Raw genomic sequence first — 21,331 nt, forward strand, 5'->3', positions numbered from 1 at the left:
GCAGGTATTACAGATCAACAGGCTGGGTCGATGGCTGGCACTGGACAATCACTTGATGCAGGCCTGCATCATCCACCAAGTGCAGCGTGTTGACGGCCAACGGCTGGCCATCGAGGCTCAAGCTCAGTTCACCGCCGCTAACGTTGTTGCGCACCTCGATGCGATAGTCGGTCGCGCCGAAGCGGTAATGCACCGTGTAGCCCGGCCAGTCAGCGGGCAGCAGGGGACGGATGTGCAAGGTATCGCCCGTGCGCTGCAGGCCAAGCAGGCTTTCCACAATCAGGCGGTACATCCATCCAGCAGAGCCGGTGTACCAACTCCAGCCGCCCCGGCCGGCATGTGGCGCCACCGCGTAGACATCGGCCGCCATGACATACGGCTCGACCTTGTAGGTATCGATCAGTGCAGTGCTACCTTGCCCAACTGGGTTGATCAGGCGCAGCAGCTCCCAGGCCTTGGCTCTGTCCCCTAGCTGGGCGAATGCCATGCTGGCCCAGATAGCGGCATGGGTATATTGCCCGCCGTTCTCGCGTACCCCAGGCACATAGCCCTTGATATAGCCGGGGTCCAGGGTGCCTTGGTCGAACGGCGGGTCGAGCAACTGCACTAAACCGAGGTCGCGGCGCACCAGCAGTCGATCAACGGCGCTCATGGCAGTGCGCGCACGGTCCGCCGAGGCCACGCCGCTGAGTACTGCCCAGCTTTGTGACAGCGAATCGATGCGGCACTCCTGATTGGTCGCCGAGCCCAGCAGTTGGCCATCATCGAACCAGGCGCGGCGATACCAACCGCCATCCCAGGCGTGTGCTTCAAGGTTGCTGCTCAGGGCGGCGGCCTGCTTGGCACAGTGCTCGGCAAAATGCCAGTCACCCTGGCGCTGGGCAACCCGGCCGAAGGCTTGCAGCACATGATGGCCGAAGAAGCCCAACCAGACGCTTTCTCCCAGGCCTTGCTCGCCAACCCGGTTCATGCCGTCGTTCCAGTCGCCGCTGCCCATTAGTGGCAAGCCGTGGGCGCCACACTGCAGGGCTTGGCCGAGGGCACGCTGGCAGTGTTGGTAAAGGCTTTCGACCAAGGCAGATCGGGCCGGCAAGTCGTAATAGGACTCTTCACCGGGGTTGAGCGGGCGGCCCTCGATGTAGCCCACCGCTTCGTTCAGCACGCTGCGGTCGCCCGTCACCTCGACGTAGCGGCTGGTGGCTAGGGGCAGCCACAGCAGGTCATCGGAACAGCGCGTACGCACCCCACGTTGCAGCGGTGGGTGCCACCAGTGCTGGACATCGCCTTCGACGTACTGATGGGCCGCGCAGGTCAGCAGGTGCTGGCGCGCAGCGGCGGGGGCGGCCTGCAGCATGGCCATGCTGTCCTGCAATTGGTCGCGAAAGCCGATAGCGCCGCCCGACTGATAGAAGCCGCTGCGCGCCCAGAAGCGGCAGGCGATCACCTGGTACATCAGCCAGCCGTTGACCAGTACATCGAGGGCAGGCTCGGGTGTCTTCACCTGTAACGTGCCCAAGGTCTGGCGCCAGTAGGCTTGCACCTTGTCCAGCTCAGCCAGGGCGGTGCGCAGGCCGCGGTACTGCAATACCCGCTGGGTGGCAGCGGTTGCGTCCGCCTCGGCACCGAGGCGAAACACCAGTTCACGGCTTTCGCCGGCTTGCAGCTCCACGCTGACCTGCAGCGCCGCACAAGGGTCCAGCGCGCCGCCGATGCGCCCTGACAAGCGCGCTTGACGCAGCCCGGCAGGTGCTCGCAGATGGCCGTTGCGGCCGAGAAATTCGCTGCGATCGCAGGTGATGCTGAGGTAGGGCAGGTCGCAATCCAGATACGCCACATGCTGGCAAAACTCGATCGAAAACGCGTTGCGGGCAAACAGCGCGCCACTGACCGGATCGGTTTCGCTGACCACGTGCATGGCTGACTTGCTGGGCAGATCACCCAGCACCCATTCGACAAAACAGGTGACGGTAAGCCGCCGCGGCCGGTCGGAGGTGTTATGCAGTTTGAGGTGGGAGAACTTGACCGCGGCATCCAGGGCAACATACACCCACAATTCGCTGCGCAGTTCTTGCTCGATATACTCGAACACACTGTAGCCAAAGCCATGTCGGGTGCGGTAACTGCCGGGGCCGGGGCTGGGCTGGGGGGCGGCTGACCAGACCTTGCCGCTGTCTTCGTCACGCACATACAACGGCTCGCCGCTTGGGTCGCTGACCGGATCGTTGTGCCAAGGCGTAAGGCGGTACTCATGGGCGTTCTCGCGCCAGGTGTAGGCGCTGCCGGATTCCGAGATCACGCTACCGAATTGTGGGTTCGCCAGGATGTTGACCCACGGCGCCGGGGTAGGCCGATCGGGCAAGATGGGGATGATGTATTCGCGACCCTCGCTGCTGAAACCACCGTAGCTATTCTCTAGCAGCAACGGCGCAGGGTTGGCGCGGTTTGGGCGGCTATCGGGCTGTGGCCAGGACGCTGAAGTGGCCACCAGGCCAGCGGGGGCAGCAGGTGCCCGCCGGCGGTGCATCTGTTCTGCCAAGCTGCCATGACTGTCACTGAGTACCAGTCGCGCCACCGACAGCAGCAAGGTGCGGTCTTCATCGCTGAGCTGCTGCGCCGGACGCACGAAGATCCCCCCCGAGCGTTCGAGCAGGGCCGCCTCGCTGCCGGAGGCGACCGCGCCCATGATCAAGTCTTGCAGTTGTTGGCGGTAGCCTGCCTGGTCTTCATTCCAGATCACTAAGTCCAACGCCAGGCCCTTTTGCCGCCAATAGGCATGGGCGTGCACCATCTGCTTGACCAGCTGGATGTTGGCAGGATCGGCAATCTGTACCAACACGATCGGCAGGTCACCGGAGATGCCCTGGCCCCACAGCCCAGACTGGTTGCGCCGGTTGCTGGCGACTAACGCGCTGTTGGCGCGCAGCGTAGCGTGGGCGTAGATCACCGAGGCGGCCATTTGTTCGAACAGGCGGGCATCGGCCAGCGACCCGTTGAGCTGGCGCAGCAGCACTTGGCTGTGCGGCCAGGCCAGGTCGAAGACCCGGTCGGCCAAGTGCCGGTCGCGGTACTTGGTGATCAATTGCAGGCAGGTTTCGCGGCTATTGGCGACCCCTGTAGCGAGGTCGAGGGTAGCGCTTTGGCCGGGCTCCAGGGAAATCCGGCAGCGAATCGCGACGATCGGGTCAAGCACCGCGCCGGCGCTGCCAGACAGCTGCTCGACATCCGCTTGCAAGGCAGCCGGGGCGATCAGCGAGCGGCCACGGCCAATGAAACGGGCGCGGTCGGTTTCATATGAGATGGCTTCTATATCGGCGCCGTGCACCGCCAGCACATGGCACATCCAGGGGACGGCCTCCTGTTGCGAGCGTGGTCGACGGCTACAGACGATGGCCTGCAGTGGGCGGATCAGCTCGGTCTGCACGAACAATTTGCTGAAGGCTGGGTGCAGTGCATCACTGATCGCCGGCGCCAGCACCACTTCTGCGTAGCTGGTCAGCTCCAGGGTGCGCCGCACTGGGGCATGATTGGTCAGGTGCAGGCGACGCAATTCGAGGTCGTCTTCAGGCGACACGGCCATTTCGGTATGGCAGTCGAAATCCATTTCGCGCAGGCGAAACTCGGCCCGACCATCGCTGAAGATCGCTTCCTGACTTTGTGGCTTGTGCAGGGTTGGCTGAAACGTCGTGGACCAGAAGCTCTGGGTGGCGACATCACGCAGGTAGCAGAAGCTGCCCAGGCTATCGTGGCTGATATCTTCGCGCCAACGGGTGACGGCCAGCTCGTTGCAGCGGCTGTAGCCACCGCCGGCGGTGTTGACCATGACATGGTAGCGACCGTTGGACAGCAGTTGCACGGCGGGGTAGCGCCGGTTCGGGTCGCTGAATACGCGCAGGCGCGACTCGCTGGCACTACCGGTGTCATCCAGGGCTGGGGCTTGTGAAGTGTGCAGGTACTGCGCAGCGGTTTTCGGCACGCGCTCCTGTAACAGCAGCATGTTGGCCAAAAACTGCGGATCGCTGGCAAAGCGCCGCTGCATGGGCTGGTCCAACAGCAGCGAGGTCAGAGCAAGCAAACTCATGCCCTGGTGGTGGGCCATGAACGAGCGAATCACCACCGCCTCCCGCCCCGGTGGCAGTCGCGCAGGGGTAAAGTCCACCGCCTCGAACAGTCCGAAGCGGCCGGCCAGGCCGGTTTGCGACAGGTGCATCAAGTTGCGGCAAGCGGCCGCCGGCGCCACCATCAGGGCCAGGGCACTGGCGTATGGGGCGACTACCCGCTCTTCGCCCAGCCCACGCTTGAGGCCCAAGCCAGGAACGCCGAAAGCGCGATATTGATAATTCAGATGACTATCCAGTGCATTGTAGGCCGACTCCGATACTCCCCAGGGAAGGCCCAACTGCTTGCCGTGATCGATCTGCCGGGTGACCGCCGCCTGGCAGCTCTGGTCGAGCAGGGTGCCTGGGTAGTTGGGCATCACCAGCATGGGCATCAGGTACTCGAACATCGAGCCCGACCAGGACAACAGCACCGGCACCCCGGCATTGCTGGTCAACAGGCGGCCTAAGGCCAACCAGCTATCTTGGGGGACTTGGCCCTGGGCGATGGCGACGAAATTGGTTAGGCGCATTTCTGAGGCCAGCAGGTCATAGAACCCCGCGTCCGGGCGGTGCTCAGTGGCGTTGTAGCCAATCGTGAACAGGTCACGTTGGTGGTCGTAGAGAAAGCGCAAATCCATGTTTGCCAAGGCATCGATGCGCCTGGCTAGCTGCCCAGCCTGGGTCATGCGTGCGCGGGCCAGGGCTTGCACGCTGGCCACGCCAGGCTGTTGGGCAACTGGCCAATGGGCGACGGGCAAGTCTGCCAGCTGGCGCCAGCTGCCTGGCAGCGACAACTGCGGGTCATGGCTTTGCGGCAAGGCAACGCATTGCAGCTCGCTCATCACATCCAGGCATTGCGCCTGCAGCGTCGCCAACCAGAAGCTGCAGTCGCTGGCGTCGCCGGTTTCAAGCCTGGCGGCGGCGAATTGGCTGACGCGTTGCAGCAGCTGAGCCTGTTGCGCCGGCGTCGATTGCACGTGCAACTGCAAGCTTTGCTCGCGCAGCACGTTGACTTCATCAGTCGCGCGGCCAGCGCTGGCCAAGGTGCTGCTGAGCACGTCGAGGGTATCCACCAGGCCTTGGCTCAGACGCCGCTCCAGCAACGGCGCGTCAGCCAAGGCCAACAGTCCTGCACGCAAGGTCAGCAGGAGCCCTGCGAGGTTGCCGCTGTCCACCGTGGAGATATACAGCGGCGCCAACGGGCGCAAGGTCTGGGTGTCGTACCAGTTGTAGAAGTGACCCTTGTAGCGCTCCAGGCGCTCCATGCTGTCAAGCATCAGTGACAGCCGCTCAAGCAGGCGACCCGTGCTGAGGTAGCCAAAATCATGTGCTGCCATGTGCGCAAGCAATGCCATGCCCAGATTGGTCGGTGAAGTGCGGTGAGCGATGCTGGCGTAGGGCGCTTGCTGGATGTTGTCAGGCACCAGCCAGTTGTCTTCGCTGCCGACATGCTGGTCGAAGAACGCCCACGTGCTGCGGGCCAGGCGATGCAGAAATCGTAGCTCATCGGCCGAGGGGCTGAACGTACTACGAGTAGCGCTGCGGCTGAGCCACCAGGCCAGCGCCGGGCCGAGCAGCCACAAGCCGAGGATCGGTGTTGCGACGATCAGCGCCTGTGGGTGGGCCAGCAAGGCGACAGCCAGCAACACCGCTATGGCCGGAGAGATCCACTGGTCCTGGTAGAGTGCGCACAGGCCGTTGACGCTGGCCCGTGCATCCTCCCGGGAGGGGTTCCATTGCAGCAAGCGGCGCTTGCTGACCAGCAGGCGCCACAGGGTGCGCACGATCGCATCCAGGCTGTAATAGGCTTCGAAGGGCAGCCATGCCAGGCCCAGCACGCAACGTATGAAATGCGCTCGCGAGGCACGCAATGCGGCTTGCAGGTGCTGCCCCAGCGGCACATCGGTAGTTTTGCGCAGCAGTTCCAGCAGGGTGTCGAGCAGCGGCCGGGTGAGCAGCAACGCCAGCACCGCCAGAGTCCACAGGGCCGGCGCCGAAGAGGCCAGCCAACCCCACAGCAACACACTGACAAAAGCCGCAGGCTCCAAGCTGCGGCGCAGGTTGTCAGCGATTTTCCAGCGCGACAGTGCACTCAGCGCAGCGCGCCTGGGCCACGGCAGCAGCCACGGCAACAACTGCCAGTCGCCGCGGATCCAGCGATGGCGGCGTTTGACGTCAGTGCTGTAATGCGGCGGATACTCTTCGTACAGTTGCACATCGCTGAGCAGGCCCGAATGGGCATAGCAGCCTTCGATCAGGTCATGGCTGAGCACCCGGTTGTCGGCAAAGCAGCCCTGGAGCGCTTGTTCGAAGGCGTCCACGGCATAGATTCCCTTGCCGATGAACGAGCCACTGAGAAACAGGTCCTGATAAACATCGGAAACCGCCTGGGTGTAAGGGTCGACACCAGCGTCGCTGCCGAACAATCGGGCATAGGCCGAACGCGACGCGCTGGGCAGGCTGATACCGACCCGGGGCTGCAAGATGGCGTAACCTGAGCGGATACGCCGGCTGTGGCGCTCGAAACGGGGATGGTTGAGGGGGTGTTGCAGGGTGGCGATGAACTGCCTGGCGGCATTGCGCGGCAGTTGGGTGTCGGTGTCCAGGGTAATGACATAGCGCACGTCGCACAGTTTGGCGATATCACCGACGATCAGAACAAAGTGCTCGCGCCCCTGGCCGCGCAACAAGGCATTGAGCGCCATCAGCTTGCCACGCTTGCGCTCGTAACCCATCCACAGTCGCTCGCTGGCGTTCCACACCCGGGGGCGATGCAGGAGCAGGAAGCGCTCGCTGCCAGTACTGGGATACTGGAGGTTCAAGGCGTCGATGGCAGTACTGGCTGACGCCAGCAGCCCGGCGTCCTCGGGCAAGGTCTGCTGCTGGGCATCGACAAAGTCCGTCAGCAGCGCAAAGTGCAGGTGCTCGTCGCGATTGGCCAGAAATCGAACTTCCAGGCCCTCGACCAGCTCTTGCACATCGTCTTCATTGGCCAGCAGGGTAGGGATCACCACCAGCGTTCGGGCCTGCGCGGGTATTCCGTTCTTGTAATCCAGTCGCGGCAGGAAGGACGGCTTGACGGTCAGCGTGACCAACCAGTTGACTAGCCCGATGGCCAGGCGACTGGTCATCAGCAGGATGGGCACGGCCAGCAAGGCCAGTACCCAAGGGGGCCAGCCGTCCTGCTCAATGGCCTGCAGGAACACCCAGGCCAGCAGCCCTGAGAGCAGCGCCGAGGGCATCAAGTAAAACGCCAGCGGCGCCCGGTGCAGCAGCCGTTGCCAGCGCTCGGCAAGCACTACCCGGGCAGCGAGGCGCTGTTCCAACAGCGCACGCCCCGGACCGAGCAGATAGAAACCGACATGATCGGTTGGGTCGTCGGCGCTGGCGTCTGGCACATGCGACAGGTCGATGGCCGTCTGCGCCACAGCTGCTTCGCTGGAGGAACTATGGCGGGCGAGCTGCTCGATGACATGTCGGTAATGGTCCCGGCTGGCAAAGTCCATGGCGCTGTACACAGCGGCGCGATCCTGGCTGAGAATGCGTTCAACCAGGCTCAGTTGCTCGACGAACGCCCGCCAGTCAGTGGTCGACAGCAAGCGCAGGCTGCCGATGCTGTTGCTGATCGAGACCTGATCCATGGCTTGCTGTTGGGCATCGAGTTGCACCTGGCGCTCGATGCTCAAGGCCGACTCGCTGAGCATCTGTTCAATCCAGGCCAGCGGCTGGGTCAGGGTGGCGCTCTGCCCGTGCAGACGCCTGGCTAACTCGGCGACAAACGCAGCGCTCAATACCGGGCCGGATCGAACCATGTCGGCTACCACCAGCACCACACGCTTGGTGTCGTGCTCAGCCATCTCGCTGAGGCGATCAGCCCAGCTGTTGGCCAGGTCACGGTCGGCCCAATTGGCCATGACCCTGCCTGCGACCCTACGCAGATTTTCGATCAGTGCCAGACGCAGCATGATCGGGATCGCCCATAGCTCACCCAGGGTCAAGGGCGTGATGGTCTGATAAGCCTCGACAAAGCCGCTCAGGCTTTCCGTGTCGAACCGGCCATCACCGTGGGAGATGGTTTGCAGGGCAATGTCATAGACCCGCGGTAGACCGCTGGATGCACCGTTATCCAGACGCGGCAGCTGCCGACTGTAGCCGGGGGGGAGGTGGCTTTTGGCTATGCGGATGTGCGCTTCGACCAGGTAGAAATTGTCCAGCAGCCACTGCGCGGCCGGCATGTCCCGCTGTGACGCAGGCAATGTGCTGGCCATCGCCGCGCAGCTGCTGGACAGGGTCTTCTCGTTGTCACTCAGGCGCACAAGCAAGGCATCATCGGCGGGCAATTGGCTCACACGGTGCTGCTTGGCCAGGACGCAGCCGTGGTCGGCCATTTGCTCGGCGCTGAATAGCTCCGAGCGCAGCAGACTTTCCTGGCTGAACACGCGCGGTATCGCCCGCCAACGCTGCAAGGCGAGCGGTATGCGTTGGAGCAGACGGGTTGCGCGAAGCCAGGGATTAGCCATGGAGTCCTTGCTGACACAGGTTCAATCGCTCGCTGTCATTGTGCTGCCAAGCCGTAGCGGGGTCTGTTCGGTAGCGAACAGACCCGCTTGCTTATCGCGCTCAACCTAGCAATGTACCCACTGGCCACTGTTAGCCGCGGAGCTGCTCATGGTCAATTCACGCCAAGTGCCCTGCCTCATCGATGCTGGATTCCGGCCCCGCGAGCGCACCGGACAGGACGCCGATGCTGCGCAGCGCACCCTGCTGGCCGAACAGACGTTGGGCATCGTCGCGCATGATCTGCGCAATCCCTTGTTGGCGATCAAGATGGCTAGCGAGATTCTGGCGCGTCGGCCGCAGGACGCGCGCACTTGCCAATTACTCGAGCACATCACTCGCTCGGCCGAGCGCGCTGAGCGGCTGGTGGCCGATTTGCTGGATTATCGGCAGGTTCGAGCTGGCCGGGGCATCGTGATCCAGCCCGTAGTAGCGGACTTGCAACTGGCTGTGGCGCACTGCGTGGATGAATTGAGGTTGGCATATCCCCACGCCAATCTGCTGCACATGTGCATGGGCCAGGGGCGGGTGGCATTTGATCCTGATCGATTCTGTCAGTTGATCGGCAATCTGGTTTCCAATGCCTTGGCTTATGGCAACTCGCAAGCACCGGTGACGGTCACTTCGCAGGTCGGTGTCGATAGGGCCAGTATCGTCGTGCACAACCAGGGCACGCCCATTGAGCAGGAATGCCTCGATGATCTGTTCGAACCCATGATCCGTGGGCACAGTTGCAACCTGGCCCAGCGCAGTGTCGGGCTTGGCCTGTTCATCGTTCGGCAGATAGCCAGGGCTCATCAGGGCGAGGTGACGGTGCAGTCTTCTAGGCGTGGCGGGACTGCCTTTACTTTCAGTTTTCCACGTTGCTGACGCCGCTCAATGGATGAATCGGACTTTCCTGATTGCCCCTGCTTGGGCAACGCAACATTCTCTCTCAGCCTTCCGGCCGCTACCTCGTGTCTATAAGCACTCTGCTTGCCGCGTAGCGCTCTACAGTTATCTCAACCCTGGTTCGTTCAATGGTAGCTGCGTGCGGGTGGCCCTCCGGCCAACCGGGCAACTGACCTCCTAGCCCGGTCTAGCAGGCTCGTACGTAGCTGCCGCCCCTCTTCAAACCTTGATCATTTGCACTTGGCCATGACCACCTGGCAAGTCCGTGGCTCGCCGCCTGAGCGACCGGCATAGCGGATGCAGCTGTCCATGGATTTTTTCCGTGCCATGCTCAACGTGTCGCCGAAGGCAAGGCCACCTTCACCGCTGGTGGGCACTGCCTTGGCGAAGCAACTAGAGCCGACGTTGGCAGTGGCATACCGGGTGGCTGTGTGCTTGCTCGAGCAGCCAGCACTGAGCGCCAGGCTGCCCAGTAGCAGGGGCGCGAGCCACCATGACAAGCGAGGCAATGTTGCAGAGCGGGTCATGGTGGGTTCCTGTCTGAGCGCCAAGAGGCGCAGCGGGTTATGGTTTCTTCAGTCTAGCCCCATTGCCTACAGGCAGTCCTGCTCGAACTCCTCGAGCATGTCGGCGCGAATCAAGGCATCCGGGTCTTCAGCGTGTACAGCATCTACCTTGCGTTGTACGCAGCTGTCCTGATCATTGCTGGCGGCAGCGACAGGCGCGGTAGCGGCTTGTGCGCTGGCGGGTACGTTGCTGGCCTGCATCGGCTGGCCAGGGGCGGGGATATCCACCAACTGCTCGTAGCGGGTGGCGAAACCTGCGTTGTAGCGACTCGGTTTACTGAAATCAGCGTCGGCTTGTACCGGGCTCCCCCAAAACTCGTTGCCGTCGAACAGACCCATCTTGCCAGGGTATTGATTGCGCTGATCGGGCGGCAGGCTCACCAGGATCTGATTGACTGAACCTGCGTTCCAGAAGATCACTGCCTGCAGTTCGCCGTTATCACTGAACAGGCGCTCCTGGCCATGTTTGAGTACGTCCTGTTGCGTTGGCTCGTAACTGTCGCGGCCAATGCCCTGGAACTGGCTTTCCTGGCGGCCAGCCACCCACACCGTGGCAGTTGCGCTAAGCAGCTGGCCATTGCGCCATTGCAGTTGGCGAATCAGGTTACCTTGGTCATCCCAGTATTGCTCCTCGCCATCATTGCTCAGATCGCTGGCGATGAAGCGGTTGACGTCTTCCTTGAGCGCCACCCGGCTGACGTGATGGACATGCTGGCCGCTGTAGTTGTATTCATCGACTGTGCGAGTACGCAGCTTGTCATGCTCGAATACACTCAACTCCGTCACGTTGCCGCGTGCGTCGATGCGCTTCTGCACGCCGTGCATTACACCATTGTCGTAGTTTTCTTCACGGGCCACGTAGAAGCGACTGCCGTCGATGCTGTATTCCTTCTGCGGCCCGTGCTGCTTGCCGTTAAGGTAGGTACGGTGCTGGGTGCCACGGTTGTCGAAACCGCTTTGCAGGCCGTTGTCCCATTCCAGCTCGGCGATCAGTTGGTCTCCCTGGTTGTCCCAGGCGCGCTCGCGGCCCTGTTTCTTGCCTGCGCTGTAGTGCACCTCGAGCACGCGCTCGCCGTTCTGCGGGTTGAACTGCTCTTGTACGCCGTCCTGCACGCCGTTTTTCCAGTGGCCGACGGCAGTTTTCTTGCCGGTCTTGGCATCGAACTTCTCTTCTTTGCCGTCGCGCTTACCCGCTTTGAACTCGCCGCTGGCGATCAAGGTGCCGGCGTTGTCCGAGCAGCGCATTTCGCCGTCAGGCAAACCCTTCTTGAAATCGGCTGCACAGGTGCCGACATTGAACAACCCCAGTACCGAGATTGGGTAGTTGAGTACCCGTCCAGTAAACGGATCTTCGGCGTGGATCTTGTACAGCAGACCCTGTATTTCATGGGTCTGACGGGCATCGATCTCTTCGCTGAAGCATCCGGCGAGGTTGAGGCAGGCCAAGGTGATCGCACTCAGTGCGAGGCAGCGGCGGGCGTTGGAAGACACCAGAATCTCCTTATTCACGGGCCGGCACCTGCCGGTCTAGAAAGCGTGAAGAACGCGCAGTGTAGGCAAATGAGCGCAGTGATTCCAATTTGATATTGCCAGCTGCCGAGGCCGCCGCTGCAGCGCGGGGCTGCGGTCCACCTTGGGCGTGCAAAGGTTGGCAGGGCTGCTATGCCTATTGGTTGAAGCATTCGTGGTGAGCGTGCTCAGCCGGACTGAACCACGTGCGCAGCAGGCATCCACGTGCGGCCTCCGCCAACCCGCAGATGGGGTGCTGGCCCGGTGCCGATCCTCCTCCTGCCTTGCCAAAGGAATTGCCATAGATGCTGGTCGTCGCGCAGCTCCGCAAGTCGTTCATCACTGCCCAAGGCGAGTTGGCGGTGCTCCAGGGCGTCGATTTGCGCCTGGCACATGGCAGCAGTCTGGCCCTGATGGGTGAGTCGGGCAGTGGCAAAAGTACCTTGCTGCATCTGGTCGCCGGCCTTGATCGAGCTGACAGCGGCCAGATCCTGATTGACGGTGAACCGCTCGCGGGGCGCTCCGAGGCGGCCATGGCCCGTTGGCGGCGTGAGGGGATCGGGTTGGTGTTTCAACAATACAACCTGATCAGCAGCCTGGATGTGGCCGCCAATCTTGCCTTCCAGGCGCGCCTGGCCGGGCGCCATGATGGCGCTTGGGCGGGGTATCTGGCCCAGCGCCTGGGGCTGCTTGAAGTGCTGCAACGCTATCCGGAACAGCTGTCAGGTGGCCAGCAGCAGCGGGTCGCGATCGGCCGGGCACTGGCGGCACGCCCGGCGCTGGTGTTAGCCGACGAACCCACCGGCAGCCTGGATGAGGCCAGCAGTGACCAAGTGCTGCAGTTGATGTTGCAACTGGTCAGCGAGGCAGGCAGCAGTTTGCTGATGGTGACCCATAGCCAGCGCCTGGCCGAACAGCTGCAACAGCGCTGTGTGCTTCACGCCGGCCGGGTACAGGTCGGCCAAGGATAATGGGCAGCTTGGCGATTGCCCTGCAGGCACTGCTCAGCCATTGGCGGCGGCATTGGTTGCAGTGTTTCAGCATCTTCACCGGGCTATGGCTGGCCACAGCGCTGTGGACCGGCGTGCAGGCGCTCAATAGCCAGGCACGCGCCGATTATGCCCGTGCCAGCGCGGTCTTGGCCGGGCCTGCGCAGGCACAGCTGGTGCCGCGTAGGGGCGAGCGTCTTGAACAGTCCCTCTACCTGCAACTGAGGCAGTTAGGTTGGCAGGCTACGCCAGTGCTGGAAGGGCGCTTGCGCCTGGCGGCTGACATGCCCCTGAGCGTTCGCCTGATCGGGATCGAACCGTTGAGCTTGCCTGCTGCGACGGTGGTTGCCGGCGTCCAGGCCGAGGCGTTCGACCTCGCGGCGTTCATCGATCAACCAGGGCAAGCCTGGGTGAGCCCCGATACCCTACGCCAACTGGGTATGCGAGCTGGGCAGCAAGCGCAGACCCGCGATGGCCGGCAGTTACCGCCATTCGTCCTTAAGCCGGAGCTGGCCCCGGGCGTGGTGATCGTCGACATTGGCCACGCTCAAACGCTGTTGCAAGCGCCAGGACAGCTCTCACGCTTGCTGTTAAGCACTGCCCCGGCGCCTTTACCCCCAGCAATCGCTGATCAGGTGACGCTGCAAGCGGCCAGCGACGATGGCGACCTGCAGCGTCTTACCGACAGCTTCCACCTCAACCTCACCGCCCTTGGCCTGCTGGCATTCGTTGTCGGACTGTTCATCGCCCATGCCGCTATCGGCTTGGCCCTGGAGCAGCGCCGGAGTCTGATCCGTACCCTGCGGGCGTGTGGCATCAGCCTGCGCACCGTGCTGACCGGGTTGACATTGGAGTTGGGCGGGTTCGCAGTGCTTGGCGGGCTGGCTGGGGTAGTCAGTGGCTACCTGCTGGCCGGGCTGCTGCTGCCTGACTTTGCTGCCAGCGTGCGCGGCTTGTATGGCGCGCAAGTGGCCGGACAGCTGAACCTGTCGCCGCAGTGGTGGTTGGCAGGTGTTGCAGTAAGCGTGCTGGGGGCGCTACTGGCGGGGGTTGGCAGTGTGCTGCGCGCCGCTCGCTTGCCGCTGTTGGCCTTGGCGCAACCCCAGGCCTGGCGCCTGGCGCAACGAGCAGGGTTGCGGCGACAGGCTATCGCTGCGGGGCTTTTGGGTGTGCTTGGGTTGGGCTGCTGGCAATGGGGCAACAGCCTGCCCAGCGCCTTCGCGCTACTGGCCGCATTACTGCTGGCCGCCGCGCTGTTGTTACCGGCCCTGCTGGAAGCGGCGCTCGGCGCCTTGGCGCGGGTCTGCCGACGCCCATTGCCGCAGTGGTTCATCGCTGACAGCCGCCAGCAACTGCCGGCATTGAGCTTGGCATTGATGGCGTTGTTGCTGGCCCTGGCTGCCAGCGTAGGTGTGGGCAGCATGACCGAAGGCTTTCGCCGAACCTTCACCGGCTGGCTGGATCAGCGGCTGTCGGCGGACCTCTACCTGACCCCCCGCGACACCGCGCAAGCGCTGCAGATCAGCGCCTGGCTGGCGCAGCAGCCGGCGGTCAGCGCGGTGTTGCCCAGTTGGCGCCTGGAGTGGCGGCTGGGGCAATGGCCGGCCCAGGTTCAAGGGATCATCGATCATGGCTACTACCGCACGCACTGGCCGTTGTTGGCGCAAAGCCCACAGGCCTGGGAGCAGCTGGCGCAGGGCGCGGCGGTGATGCTGAGCGAGCAACTGGCGCGGCGCCTGGGGCTGGGGCTGGGCGATCGCTTGCCATTGCCCGGTCAGACCCTGACGGTAGTAGGCATCTACGCTGACTATGGCAATCCCAAGGGACATGTGCTGATCAACGCCGATGCGTTACGCAAGCACTGGCCGCAGACGACGCTTGGCAGCCTTGGCGTGAATGTAACGCCAGAGCAGCTCACGCCGCTCAAGTACGCGTTGCAACAACGTTTCGCCCTGGACGATAGTCGGGTGGTCGAGCAGGCCAGCTTGAAAGCGTGGTCGACTGAGATCTTCACCCGCACCTTTGCCGCCACCGCCGCGCTCAATAGCCTGACGCTGGGTGTCGCAGGCGTGGCGTTGTTCATCAGCCTGTTGACGCTGGGCCAGACCCGCCTCAGCCAGTTGGCACCGCTGTGGGCATTGGGCGTGTCGCGCGGGCGGCTGGTCTGGCTGTCGCTGGGGCAGACCTTGCTGCTCAGCAGCGTGACCGTGCTGCTGGCAATGCCCCTGGGGCTGCTGCTTGCCTGGTGCCTGGTGGCGGTGGTCAATGTGCAGGCATTTGGCTGGCGGCTACCGTTGCATGTGTTCCCAGGGCAGTTGCTGCAGCTTGCCATGTTAGGTGTACTGACCAGTTTCCTGGCCAGTGCCTGGCCGCTATGGCAGCTCGCCCGTCGCCAGCCGAGTGACCTGTTGAGGCAGTTTGCCAATGAAGGCTAGGGCGTGGACTACAGATCGCCGACTGGCGATCAGGCAGGGGGAAAACAGCCGAGCAAGCGCAGGCGCCTGGTTGTTGCTCGGCAGCTTGCTGCTCGGCGGCTGCGAGCCGTCTGCGCCGGAGCCCAAGAGTTTTGCTGGCCTGGGCCAACAGGTGGGCGCCTATCGACCAGTGACGCCAAACCCAGAGCTGGTCTTCCCGCGCGACCATGGCGCCCACGACGGCTTTCGCATCGAATGGTGGTACATCACGGCCAACCTGCAAGATGCACAGGGCCGCGATTGGGGGGCGCAGTGGACGCTGTTTCGCTCGGCACTGCGCCCTGGCCCGGAAACCGCCACCTGGAACAGCCCCAACCTGTGGATGGGCCACGCCGCGTTGACCGGCCCCGGCAGCCATCAGGTCAGCGAGACCTTGGCGCGTGGCGGCGTTGGGCAGGCTGGCGTGCAGGCGCAGCCGTTTCGCGCCTGGATCGATGATTGGTCGTTGCAGGGCACCGACGGCATCGGCCAGCTCGATATGCGCGCCAGCGGCAAGGGCTTTCGCTACCAACTGAAACTGGTCAGCGGCGGGCCGTTGGTGCTGCATGGAGTGAAAGGCTACAGCGAGAAATCGGGCAAGGGCCAGGCCTCCTATTACTACAGCCAGCCCTTTTACCGGGTCACGGGTGAGGTTGAGCGCGAGGGGCAACGGGTCGTCGTCACCGGCCAGGCGTGGCTGGATCGGGAGTGGAGCAGCCAGCCGCTGGCGCCCGGGCAGTCGGGCTGGGACTGGTTCTCGCTGCACCTGGCCAGCGGCGCCAAGCTGATGCTGTTCCAGGTCCGCGAAGCGCAGGGCCAACCCTATCGAGCCGGGACCTGGATCAGCGCCCAAGGCGAGGCGCAGCCCTTGTTGGGCGAGCAGATTGAGCTCCAACCGTTGGCATTCACCCTGCAGGACAATGGCAAGCGCTTGCCGACCCGATGGCGCATACGCTTACCGGTTCAGGGGGTGGATGTGCAGGTGGAGGCGTTGCACAGCAAGGCTTGGATGACCACCCGCTTCCCGTACTGGGAAGGGCCAGTACGGGTAAGTGGGGGTATGCAGGGCAAGGGATATCTGGAAATGACCGGATATTGATCAGGTGCGGGTCGAAGACCTGCGCACCATGATTCGCCGCCAGCCCTTTCAGACCTTGAACTGTGCCACCATGCCGTTCAGGTCCACTGCCAGGCGCGACAAATCCTGTGCTGCGGCGCTGGTCTGGTTGGCCCCGGCAGAGGTCTGCATGGCCAGGTCACGGATGTTCACCAGATTGCGATCGACCTCCCGAGCCACCTGCGCCTGCTCTTCCGAGGCACTGGCAATCACCAGATTGCGCTGGTTGATCGAGGCGATCGCCTCGGCAATCACTTCCAACGCCTGGCCAGCCGACTGCGCCACCTCCAGCGTGCCGTTGGCCCGGCCGCGGCTGTTGTGCATGGCGTGGACCGCCCGCTCGGTGCCGTTCTGGATGCCGGCGATCATCTGCTCGATCTCGGCGGTGGACTGTTGAGTGCGATGGGCCAGCGCGCGCACCTCGTCGGCGACCACGGCAAAACCACGACCGGCCTCACCGGCACGCGCCGCTTCGATCGCCGCGTTGAGCGCCAGCAGGTTGGTCTGCCCGGCAATCGAGCCGATTACATCCAGCACCCGGCTGATCTCGTTGGCGTTGTTGGCCAGCAGTTCGATTTCCTCGGAGGTGCCACTGACATCGTCGACCAGCAGCTGAATCGAACTGAGCGCCTGATTGACCTGGTCGCGGCCGTCACGGGTGGTCTGGTCAGCGCCTTTGGAGGCGTCGGCGGTGCTCACCGCGTTGTTGGCCACTTCCTCGACCGCCGCCGTCATCTGGTTGACGGCGGTGGCCGCCTGGTCGATCTCGGCGCTCTGCTGATGCAGGCCGCGGCTGGTGTCTTCGGTGACGGTGTGCAGCTCTTCGGAGGCCGAGGCCAGTTGGTCGGAAGAGGCGGAAATCTTGCTCAGAGTGTCGCGCAGACTGTCTTGCATCCGGCTCAGGGCGCCGAGCAACAGCGCCGGCTCGTCGCGTCCGCGCAGTTGAATATCCTGGGTCAGGTCACCGGTGGCCACCCGTTCGGCGACTGCCACGGCCGCGGCCAACGGCACGACGATGCTGCGGGTGAGCAGGGTGGCAATGGCTGCCAGGGCGATGACGATGATCAGCAGCGAGACGATGATGACCGTGAAGGCTTCATCGGCCACATCACTGCTGCGCTGCGATGCAGTCTCGGCGCCTTTGCCGTTGTAAGCGATCAGCGCATTCATGGCCTTCATCATCGCATCGGCGTGTTGCGTCAGCGGGCCACTGATCTGCGCCTTGGCTTGGCTGAGGTCACCGGCAGACAGCGCTTGCAGTACCTGCATTTGCTGGTCGATGTAGTGCTGATGGGCGGTATTGAAGGTGTCGAACAGGGCGCGGTCATCGGCAGCGATAATGGTGTCTTCGTACTCCTTCAGGCTGCCTTGCAACTGCTCGTTGATCCCGTCGAGCAGGGCCAGGCTGCGCTGGCGTTCGTTGGCGTCATCATCCAGTGCGGCGCGCAGGGTGACCGCGCGGGCGCGGCCAAGGTTAGTGCTGATATCGCTCAAGGCGATGACGGCAGGCATCCAGGTGACGCGGATCTCGTCGGTAGCCTCGTCCATCTGGCGGGTTTCGTACAGCGAGAGAAGGCCCATGCTCAGGACCAGGGCCGCCAACAGCGTAAATACGCTGGCTGCTCGATTGCCGATCTTCATATTCCGTAACATGGAATGCTCCTTGACGTTGGCGTGCAGGCGTCAAGAGCATGGGGCAGAGCCGGCTCACCGGTAGGGTGCCTGGCTCTCGATGCGCTGCGAGATGTGTGGTTGATCCTCACCTTTCATGAATCGTTTTTTCTTTAAATGATGCCATAGTGCCATCATTATTGACCAGTCATTCCATGTAACGACACGTATAAACAAGCCCGTCATGATCTGACGGGCTTGTTGTCTTGAGTGCGCTTAGACAATGGCAATCGCGGGGTCTGCCGCCGCCAGGGCAGTGGCGCGATCAGCCGCTGGCGGGTAGATCCATACCGAGTTGATCTGGCGCTTGAGGTCTTTGCCTTCCTGCCCTTGCAGCTTCAGTTCACGTTCCCAGCCTTCGCTGAAGGCCGCGCCCCAGCCGCCCAGGTCCAGGCAGGTCACGTACTTGGGCTGGCGATAGATCACAGGCGCTACTGCCAACAGATCGGCCGCGGCGTTGTTGCCTGAGTGGCGGCCCATCGGGATGGCATGCTGGCAGGTCATCAGGGCATGGTTGCCCAGCTCATCCACCGCAGCCCAGGCCACGTCACCGGTCGCGTAGATGTGCTGCTGGCCGATCACCTTGAGGTGGTCGTCGACGCGCAGGCGGCCAAAGCTGTCGCGCTCGCCGCTCACTTGGGCAGTCAACGGGCTGGCCTTGACGCCTACAGTCCAGATCACCGTCTTGCTGGCGATGTACTCGCCGTTGTCCAGGGTCACGCCGCCGGCGTCGACCGCTACCACCGAGCTGCCAGGCAACCATTGGACACCGGCTTGCTCGCATGCGGCGACGATCGCTGGGGTGATACCTGCGCCCAACGCCGCACCGACCTTGGCACCACGATCGACCACGATCACCCGCAGCTTGGCATCGCTGCCGAGGATGGCACGCAGCCGCGCGGGTATTTCGGTTGCGGTCTCGATACCGGTGAAGCCACCCCCGCAGACCACCACGGTATTGCGTGCGGGCGAGGCGGGCAGGGCAGCCAGGCCGGTCAGGTGCTGCTCAAGGCGCACCGCCGACTCCATCTGGTCGACATCGAAGGTGTGTTCGGCCAGGCCCGCCACCGCAGGGCGCGCCACTTGGCTGCCGGCCGCCAGGATCAGGCGGTCGTAGCGGATTTCGCGCTGTTCGCCGTGACCGTCACGATAGCCGACCAGACGTTGGCTGGCGTCGATGCGCTCGGCGTTGCCCTGGATGAAGTTGACCCCCACTACGTCGAACAGGGCCGCCAGCGGCGCTTTCATCGCCTGGACGTCGGGCTCGTAGAAACGCGGGCGGATGCGCAGTTCGGCCTGAGGCGCGAGCACGCTGATGCTCAAGTCGCCACGCTTGGCCTGGTCGAACAGACGGGCGGCACTCAGGGCGCTCCAGACTCCGGCAAAGCCGGCACCAATGATCAGGATGTTGGATTTCATACAGATGCTCCGCGAGGTTCAGGTGTAGGTGAAGGGGGCTTCGACCGCGATTTGTGTGCTTGCCGAATAACTGCGACTTTATTGGTCGTAGTTAAATTCGACAAGTGTTTTTTTACAGCAGGGCCTGATGCGGCTGCTGGGAAATCCTTTCGAGGGTCCATGAGTGTTGGTTTTCAGCTGAATATTTATTGGGCAGGCAGGCGACCGGTGGCGCAGGCAAGCTTTGCTTGCAGCTCAGTATCGGCGTACTATTTGCGACAAATCTGGTCGGAGATTGCTATGTCGCTTTACAGTGCAGGCGTTGAATACGGCATCCATTGCCTGCTGTTCCTGGTGGACGAGCGCGGTGACAGCCGTGAATCCAGCGTTCGCGATCTGGCTGAGTTGCAGGGTGTGCCCCAGGAGTACCTGGCCAAGGTCTTTACCAAGCTCGCACGCGCCGGCCTGGTGATGGCGACCGAAGGTGTGCGCGGTGGCTTTCGTCTGGCGCGACCGTCAGATGAGATCACCGTGCTGGATATCGTCAACGCCATCGACGGGCCAAAGAAGATCTTCGACTGTCGGGAGATTCGCGAGCGCTGCGCGGTGTTCGAGGGTTCGGCGCCAGGCTGGGCGACCGAGGGCACCTGTGCGATCCATGCAGTGATGCTTGGTGCGCAAAAGCGCATGGAGGAGGCGCTGGCCCAGCAGACCATTCTTGACCTGGCGCGGCGCTTTGGGCGTAAGGCGCCGGCGGAGTTTGGGCAAAAGGTCAATGACTGGATGGGCGAGCGACGCGAAGTCAAGGGTAGTGCGTCGGATATCCCGCTGACCCCGGTCTGAGTAGGTTGTCAGTGCCGGCCTCATCGCGGGGCAAGCCCGCTCCCACGCTGCGCTACCCAGGCGTGCGTGGGAGCAGGCTTGCCCCGCGATGAGGCCGGCACTGACAACACACAATCTCAGCCCGAGCCCCTCGCACGCATTCTTGTGTAGCGCAACGTGGGAGCGGGCTTGCCCCGCGATGAGGCCGGCGCTGACAACATACAATCTCAGCCCGAGCCCCTCGCACGCATTCTTGTGTAGCGCAACGTGGGAGCGGGCTTGCCCCGCGATGAGGCCGGCACCGACCCTATAAAATCTCAGCCCGGGCGCCCTTCGTGCTGCTTGCGATACGCCCCCGGCTGCACCCCCACCGCCTTGGCAAACGCTCGGGTAAATGCCGCCACCGACTGATACCCCACCTGCGCCCCGACCTGTTCCACGGTATTGCCCGCACGCAGCAACTGCCCGGCGTGGCGCATACGCAAAGCCAGCAAAACCTGCCCCGGCGACTGCCCAGCCAGCTCGTTGAAGCGCTTGAAAAACGCCGAGCGCGAAAGCCCGGTACAGGCTGCCATGCTTTCCAGCGTCCAGGCCTGCCCAGGTTGTTCGATCAACTGCTCCAGCAACCCTGCGAACGCTGGCTGGCGCGCCAGGGCGACCAGCCCGCCAAGCGAATCACCCACCTGCACCTGCTGGCGCAGCACGTACAGAAACAGTAAGTGGGTCAAGCGCTCCAGCACCGTCTGTGAGGGCGCGGGCAGGCGCCGACATTCCTCCAGGATCAACTCGAACAGCGCCCGCGCGGCATGCCCGGCAGGCTCCTGCGCGCGGAGCAAGATCCACTGCGCCAAGCCCTCGACGATCAGTGACGACAAACCCGACTGGAAATGAAAGAAGCCACAGACCAGGCCGACGCCGTCGTCAGCCCCCTCGTCCAGCGGCTGCATCAGTTGGCGCGGCAGGGCACAGGCAGTGTCCGGGTCTTGATCGCTGGATAGTCGGTACCCCAGGTCGCGCAATAAAAACACCGCATCGCCGCTCTCCAGGCGCACGGCCTGGGGCTGGCCGTCGATGTGCAGCCAGCATTGGCCTTGCACCACCAGGTGGAAACTGGCGCGCCCCATTCCTTGGGTGCTGGCGTGCCAACCCCCGCAATAGCGGCCAATGTGAAACAGGCTGGCATCGAGCTCCAGGCCTTCTAATAACCAATCGATAAGGTGGCTGGACGAAATCATCTAATGCAAAGACTCAGGAGCAAGGA

11 protein-coding genes are annotated in these 21,331 nt (G+C 63.3%); 5 read left to right on the forward strand and 6 right to left on the reverse strand.

The features are described from left to right. Nucleotides 1–7: 7 nt before the first annotated feature. Nucleotides 8–8,617, reverse strand: coding sequence for a GH36-type glycosyl hydrolase domain-containing protein (locus tag ACI2JX_RS06230; RefSeq protein WP_404689652.1), 8,610 nt, complete (start codon nucleotides 8,615–8,617; stop codon nucleotides 8–10). A gap of 148 nt (nucleotides 8,618–8,765) precedes the next feature. Here ACI2JX_RS06230 and ACI2JX_RS06235 point away from each other — a divergent pair, with 148 nt between their 5' ends. Beyond that, nucleotides 8,766–9,524 (forward strand): sensor histidine kinase, encoded by a 759-nt coding sequence (locus ACI2JX_RS06235; RefSeq protein WP_404689653.1) that lies wholly within the window; start codon nucleotides 8,766–8,768, stop codon nucleotides 9,522–9,524. 251 nt (nucleotides 9,525–9,775) lie between these two features. Here the strand turns inward: ACI2JX_RS06235 and ACI2JX_RS06240 are convergent, their stop codons facing one another. Together ACI2JX_RS06240 and ACI2JX_RS06245 are read right to left on the reverse strand one after the other, a co-directional pair. Beyond that, nucleotides 9,776–10,072, reverse strand: a complete 297-nt coding sequence (locus ACI2JX_RS06240) for a hypothetical protein (protein ID WP_392464398.1) — start codon at nucleotides 10,070–10,072, stop codon at nucleotides 9,776–9,778. A 66-nt stretch (nucleotides 10,073–10,138) separates the two neighbouring features. Further along, a complete protein-coding gene (locus tag ACI2JX_RS06245; protein WP_404689654.1) occupies nucleotides 10,139–11,620 on the reverse strand; it encodes a toxin-antitoxin system YwqK family antitoxin in 1,482 nt (493 codons plus the stop codon). 305 nt (nucleotides 11,621–11,925) lie between these two features. Here ACI2JX_RS06245 and ACI2JX_RS06250 point away from each other — a divergent pair, with 305 nt between their 5' ends. The 3 genes from ACI2JX_RS06250 to ACI2JX_RS06260 all read left to right on the forward strand — a co-directional run bounded on the left by ACI2JX_RS06250 (nucleotide 11,926) and on the right by ACI2JX_RS06260 (nucleotide 16,161). Next, nucleotides 11,926–12,591 (forward strand): ABC transporter ATP-binding protein, encoded by a 666-nt coding sequence (locus ACI2JX_RS06250; protein WP_264236040.1) that lies wholly within the window; start codon nucleotides 11,926–11,928, stop codon nucleotides 12,589–12,591. Then, nucleotides 12,591–15,044, forward strand: a complete 2,454-nt coding sequence (locus ACI2JX_RS06255) for an FtsX-like permease family protein (protein WP_404689655.1) — start codon at nucleotides 12,591–12,593, stop codon at nucleotides 15,042–15,044. Before ACI2JX_RS06250 ends, ACI2JX_RS06255 begins: the two co-directional genes overlap by 1 nt. Before the next feature lie 73 nt (nucleotides 15,045–15,117). Continuing rightward, nucleotides 15,118–16,161, forward strand: coding sequence for a lipocalin-like domain-containing protein (locus ACI2JX_RS06260; RefSeq protein ID WP_404689656.1), 1,044 nt, complete (start codon nucleotides 15,118–15,120; stop codon nucleotides 16,159–16,161). Between the two features lie 48 nt (nucleotides 16,162–16,209). On the opposite strand, the gene ACI2JX_RS06265 is transcribed toward ACI2JX_RS06260, so the two are convergent. Together ACI2JX_RS06265 and ACI2JX_RS06270 are read right to left on the reverse strand one after the other, a co-directional pair. Next, nucleotides 16,210–17,832: a methyl-accepting chemotaxis protein gene (locus ACI2JX_RS06265; protein WP_404689657.1), complete on the reverse strand. Its 1,623-nt coding sequence runs from the start codon at nucleotides 17,830–17,832 to the stop codon at nucleotides 16,210–16,212. Between the two features lie 234 nt (nucleotides 17,833–18,066). Next, on the reverse strand, nucleotides 18,067–19,269 hold the full coding sequence (locus ACI2JX_RS06270; protein WP_368972746.1) for an NAD(P)/FAD-dependent oxidoreductase: 1,203 nt from the start codon (nucleotides 19,267–19,269) through the stop codon (nucleotides 18,067–18,069). A 279-nt stretch (nucleotides 19,270–19,548) separates the two neighbouring features. Here ACI2JX_RS06270 and ACI2JX_RS06275 point away from each other — a divergent pair, with 279 nt between their 5' ends. Further along, a complete protein-coding gene (locus tag ACI2JX_RS06275) occupies nucleotides 19,549–20,091 on the forward strand; it encodes an RrF2 family transcriptional regulator (RefSeq protein ID WP_404689658.1) in 543 nt (180 codons plus the stop codon). 296 nt (nucleotides 20,092–20,387) lie between these two features. On the opposite strand, the gene ACI2JX_RS06280 is transcribed toward ACI2JX_RS06275, so the two are convergent. Continuing rightward, entirely contained in the window at nucleotides 20,388–21,305 is a 918-nt protein-coding gene (locus tag ACI2JX_RS06280; RefSeq protein WP_404689659.1) for an AraC family transcriptional regulator, read from the reverse strand. Nucleotides 21,306–21,331 lie beyond the last annotated feature (26 nt).

Source organism: Pseudomonas sp. NPDC088890, assembly GCF_044900155.1.
Classification (GTDB): Bacteria; Pseudomonadota; Gammaproteobacteria; order Pseudomonadales; family Pseudomonadaceae; genus Aquipseudomonas; species Aquipseudomonas urmiensis.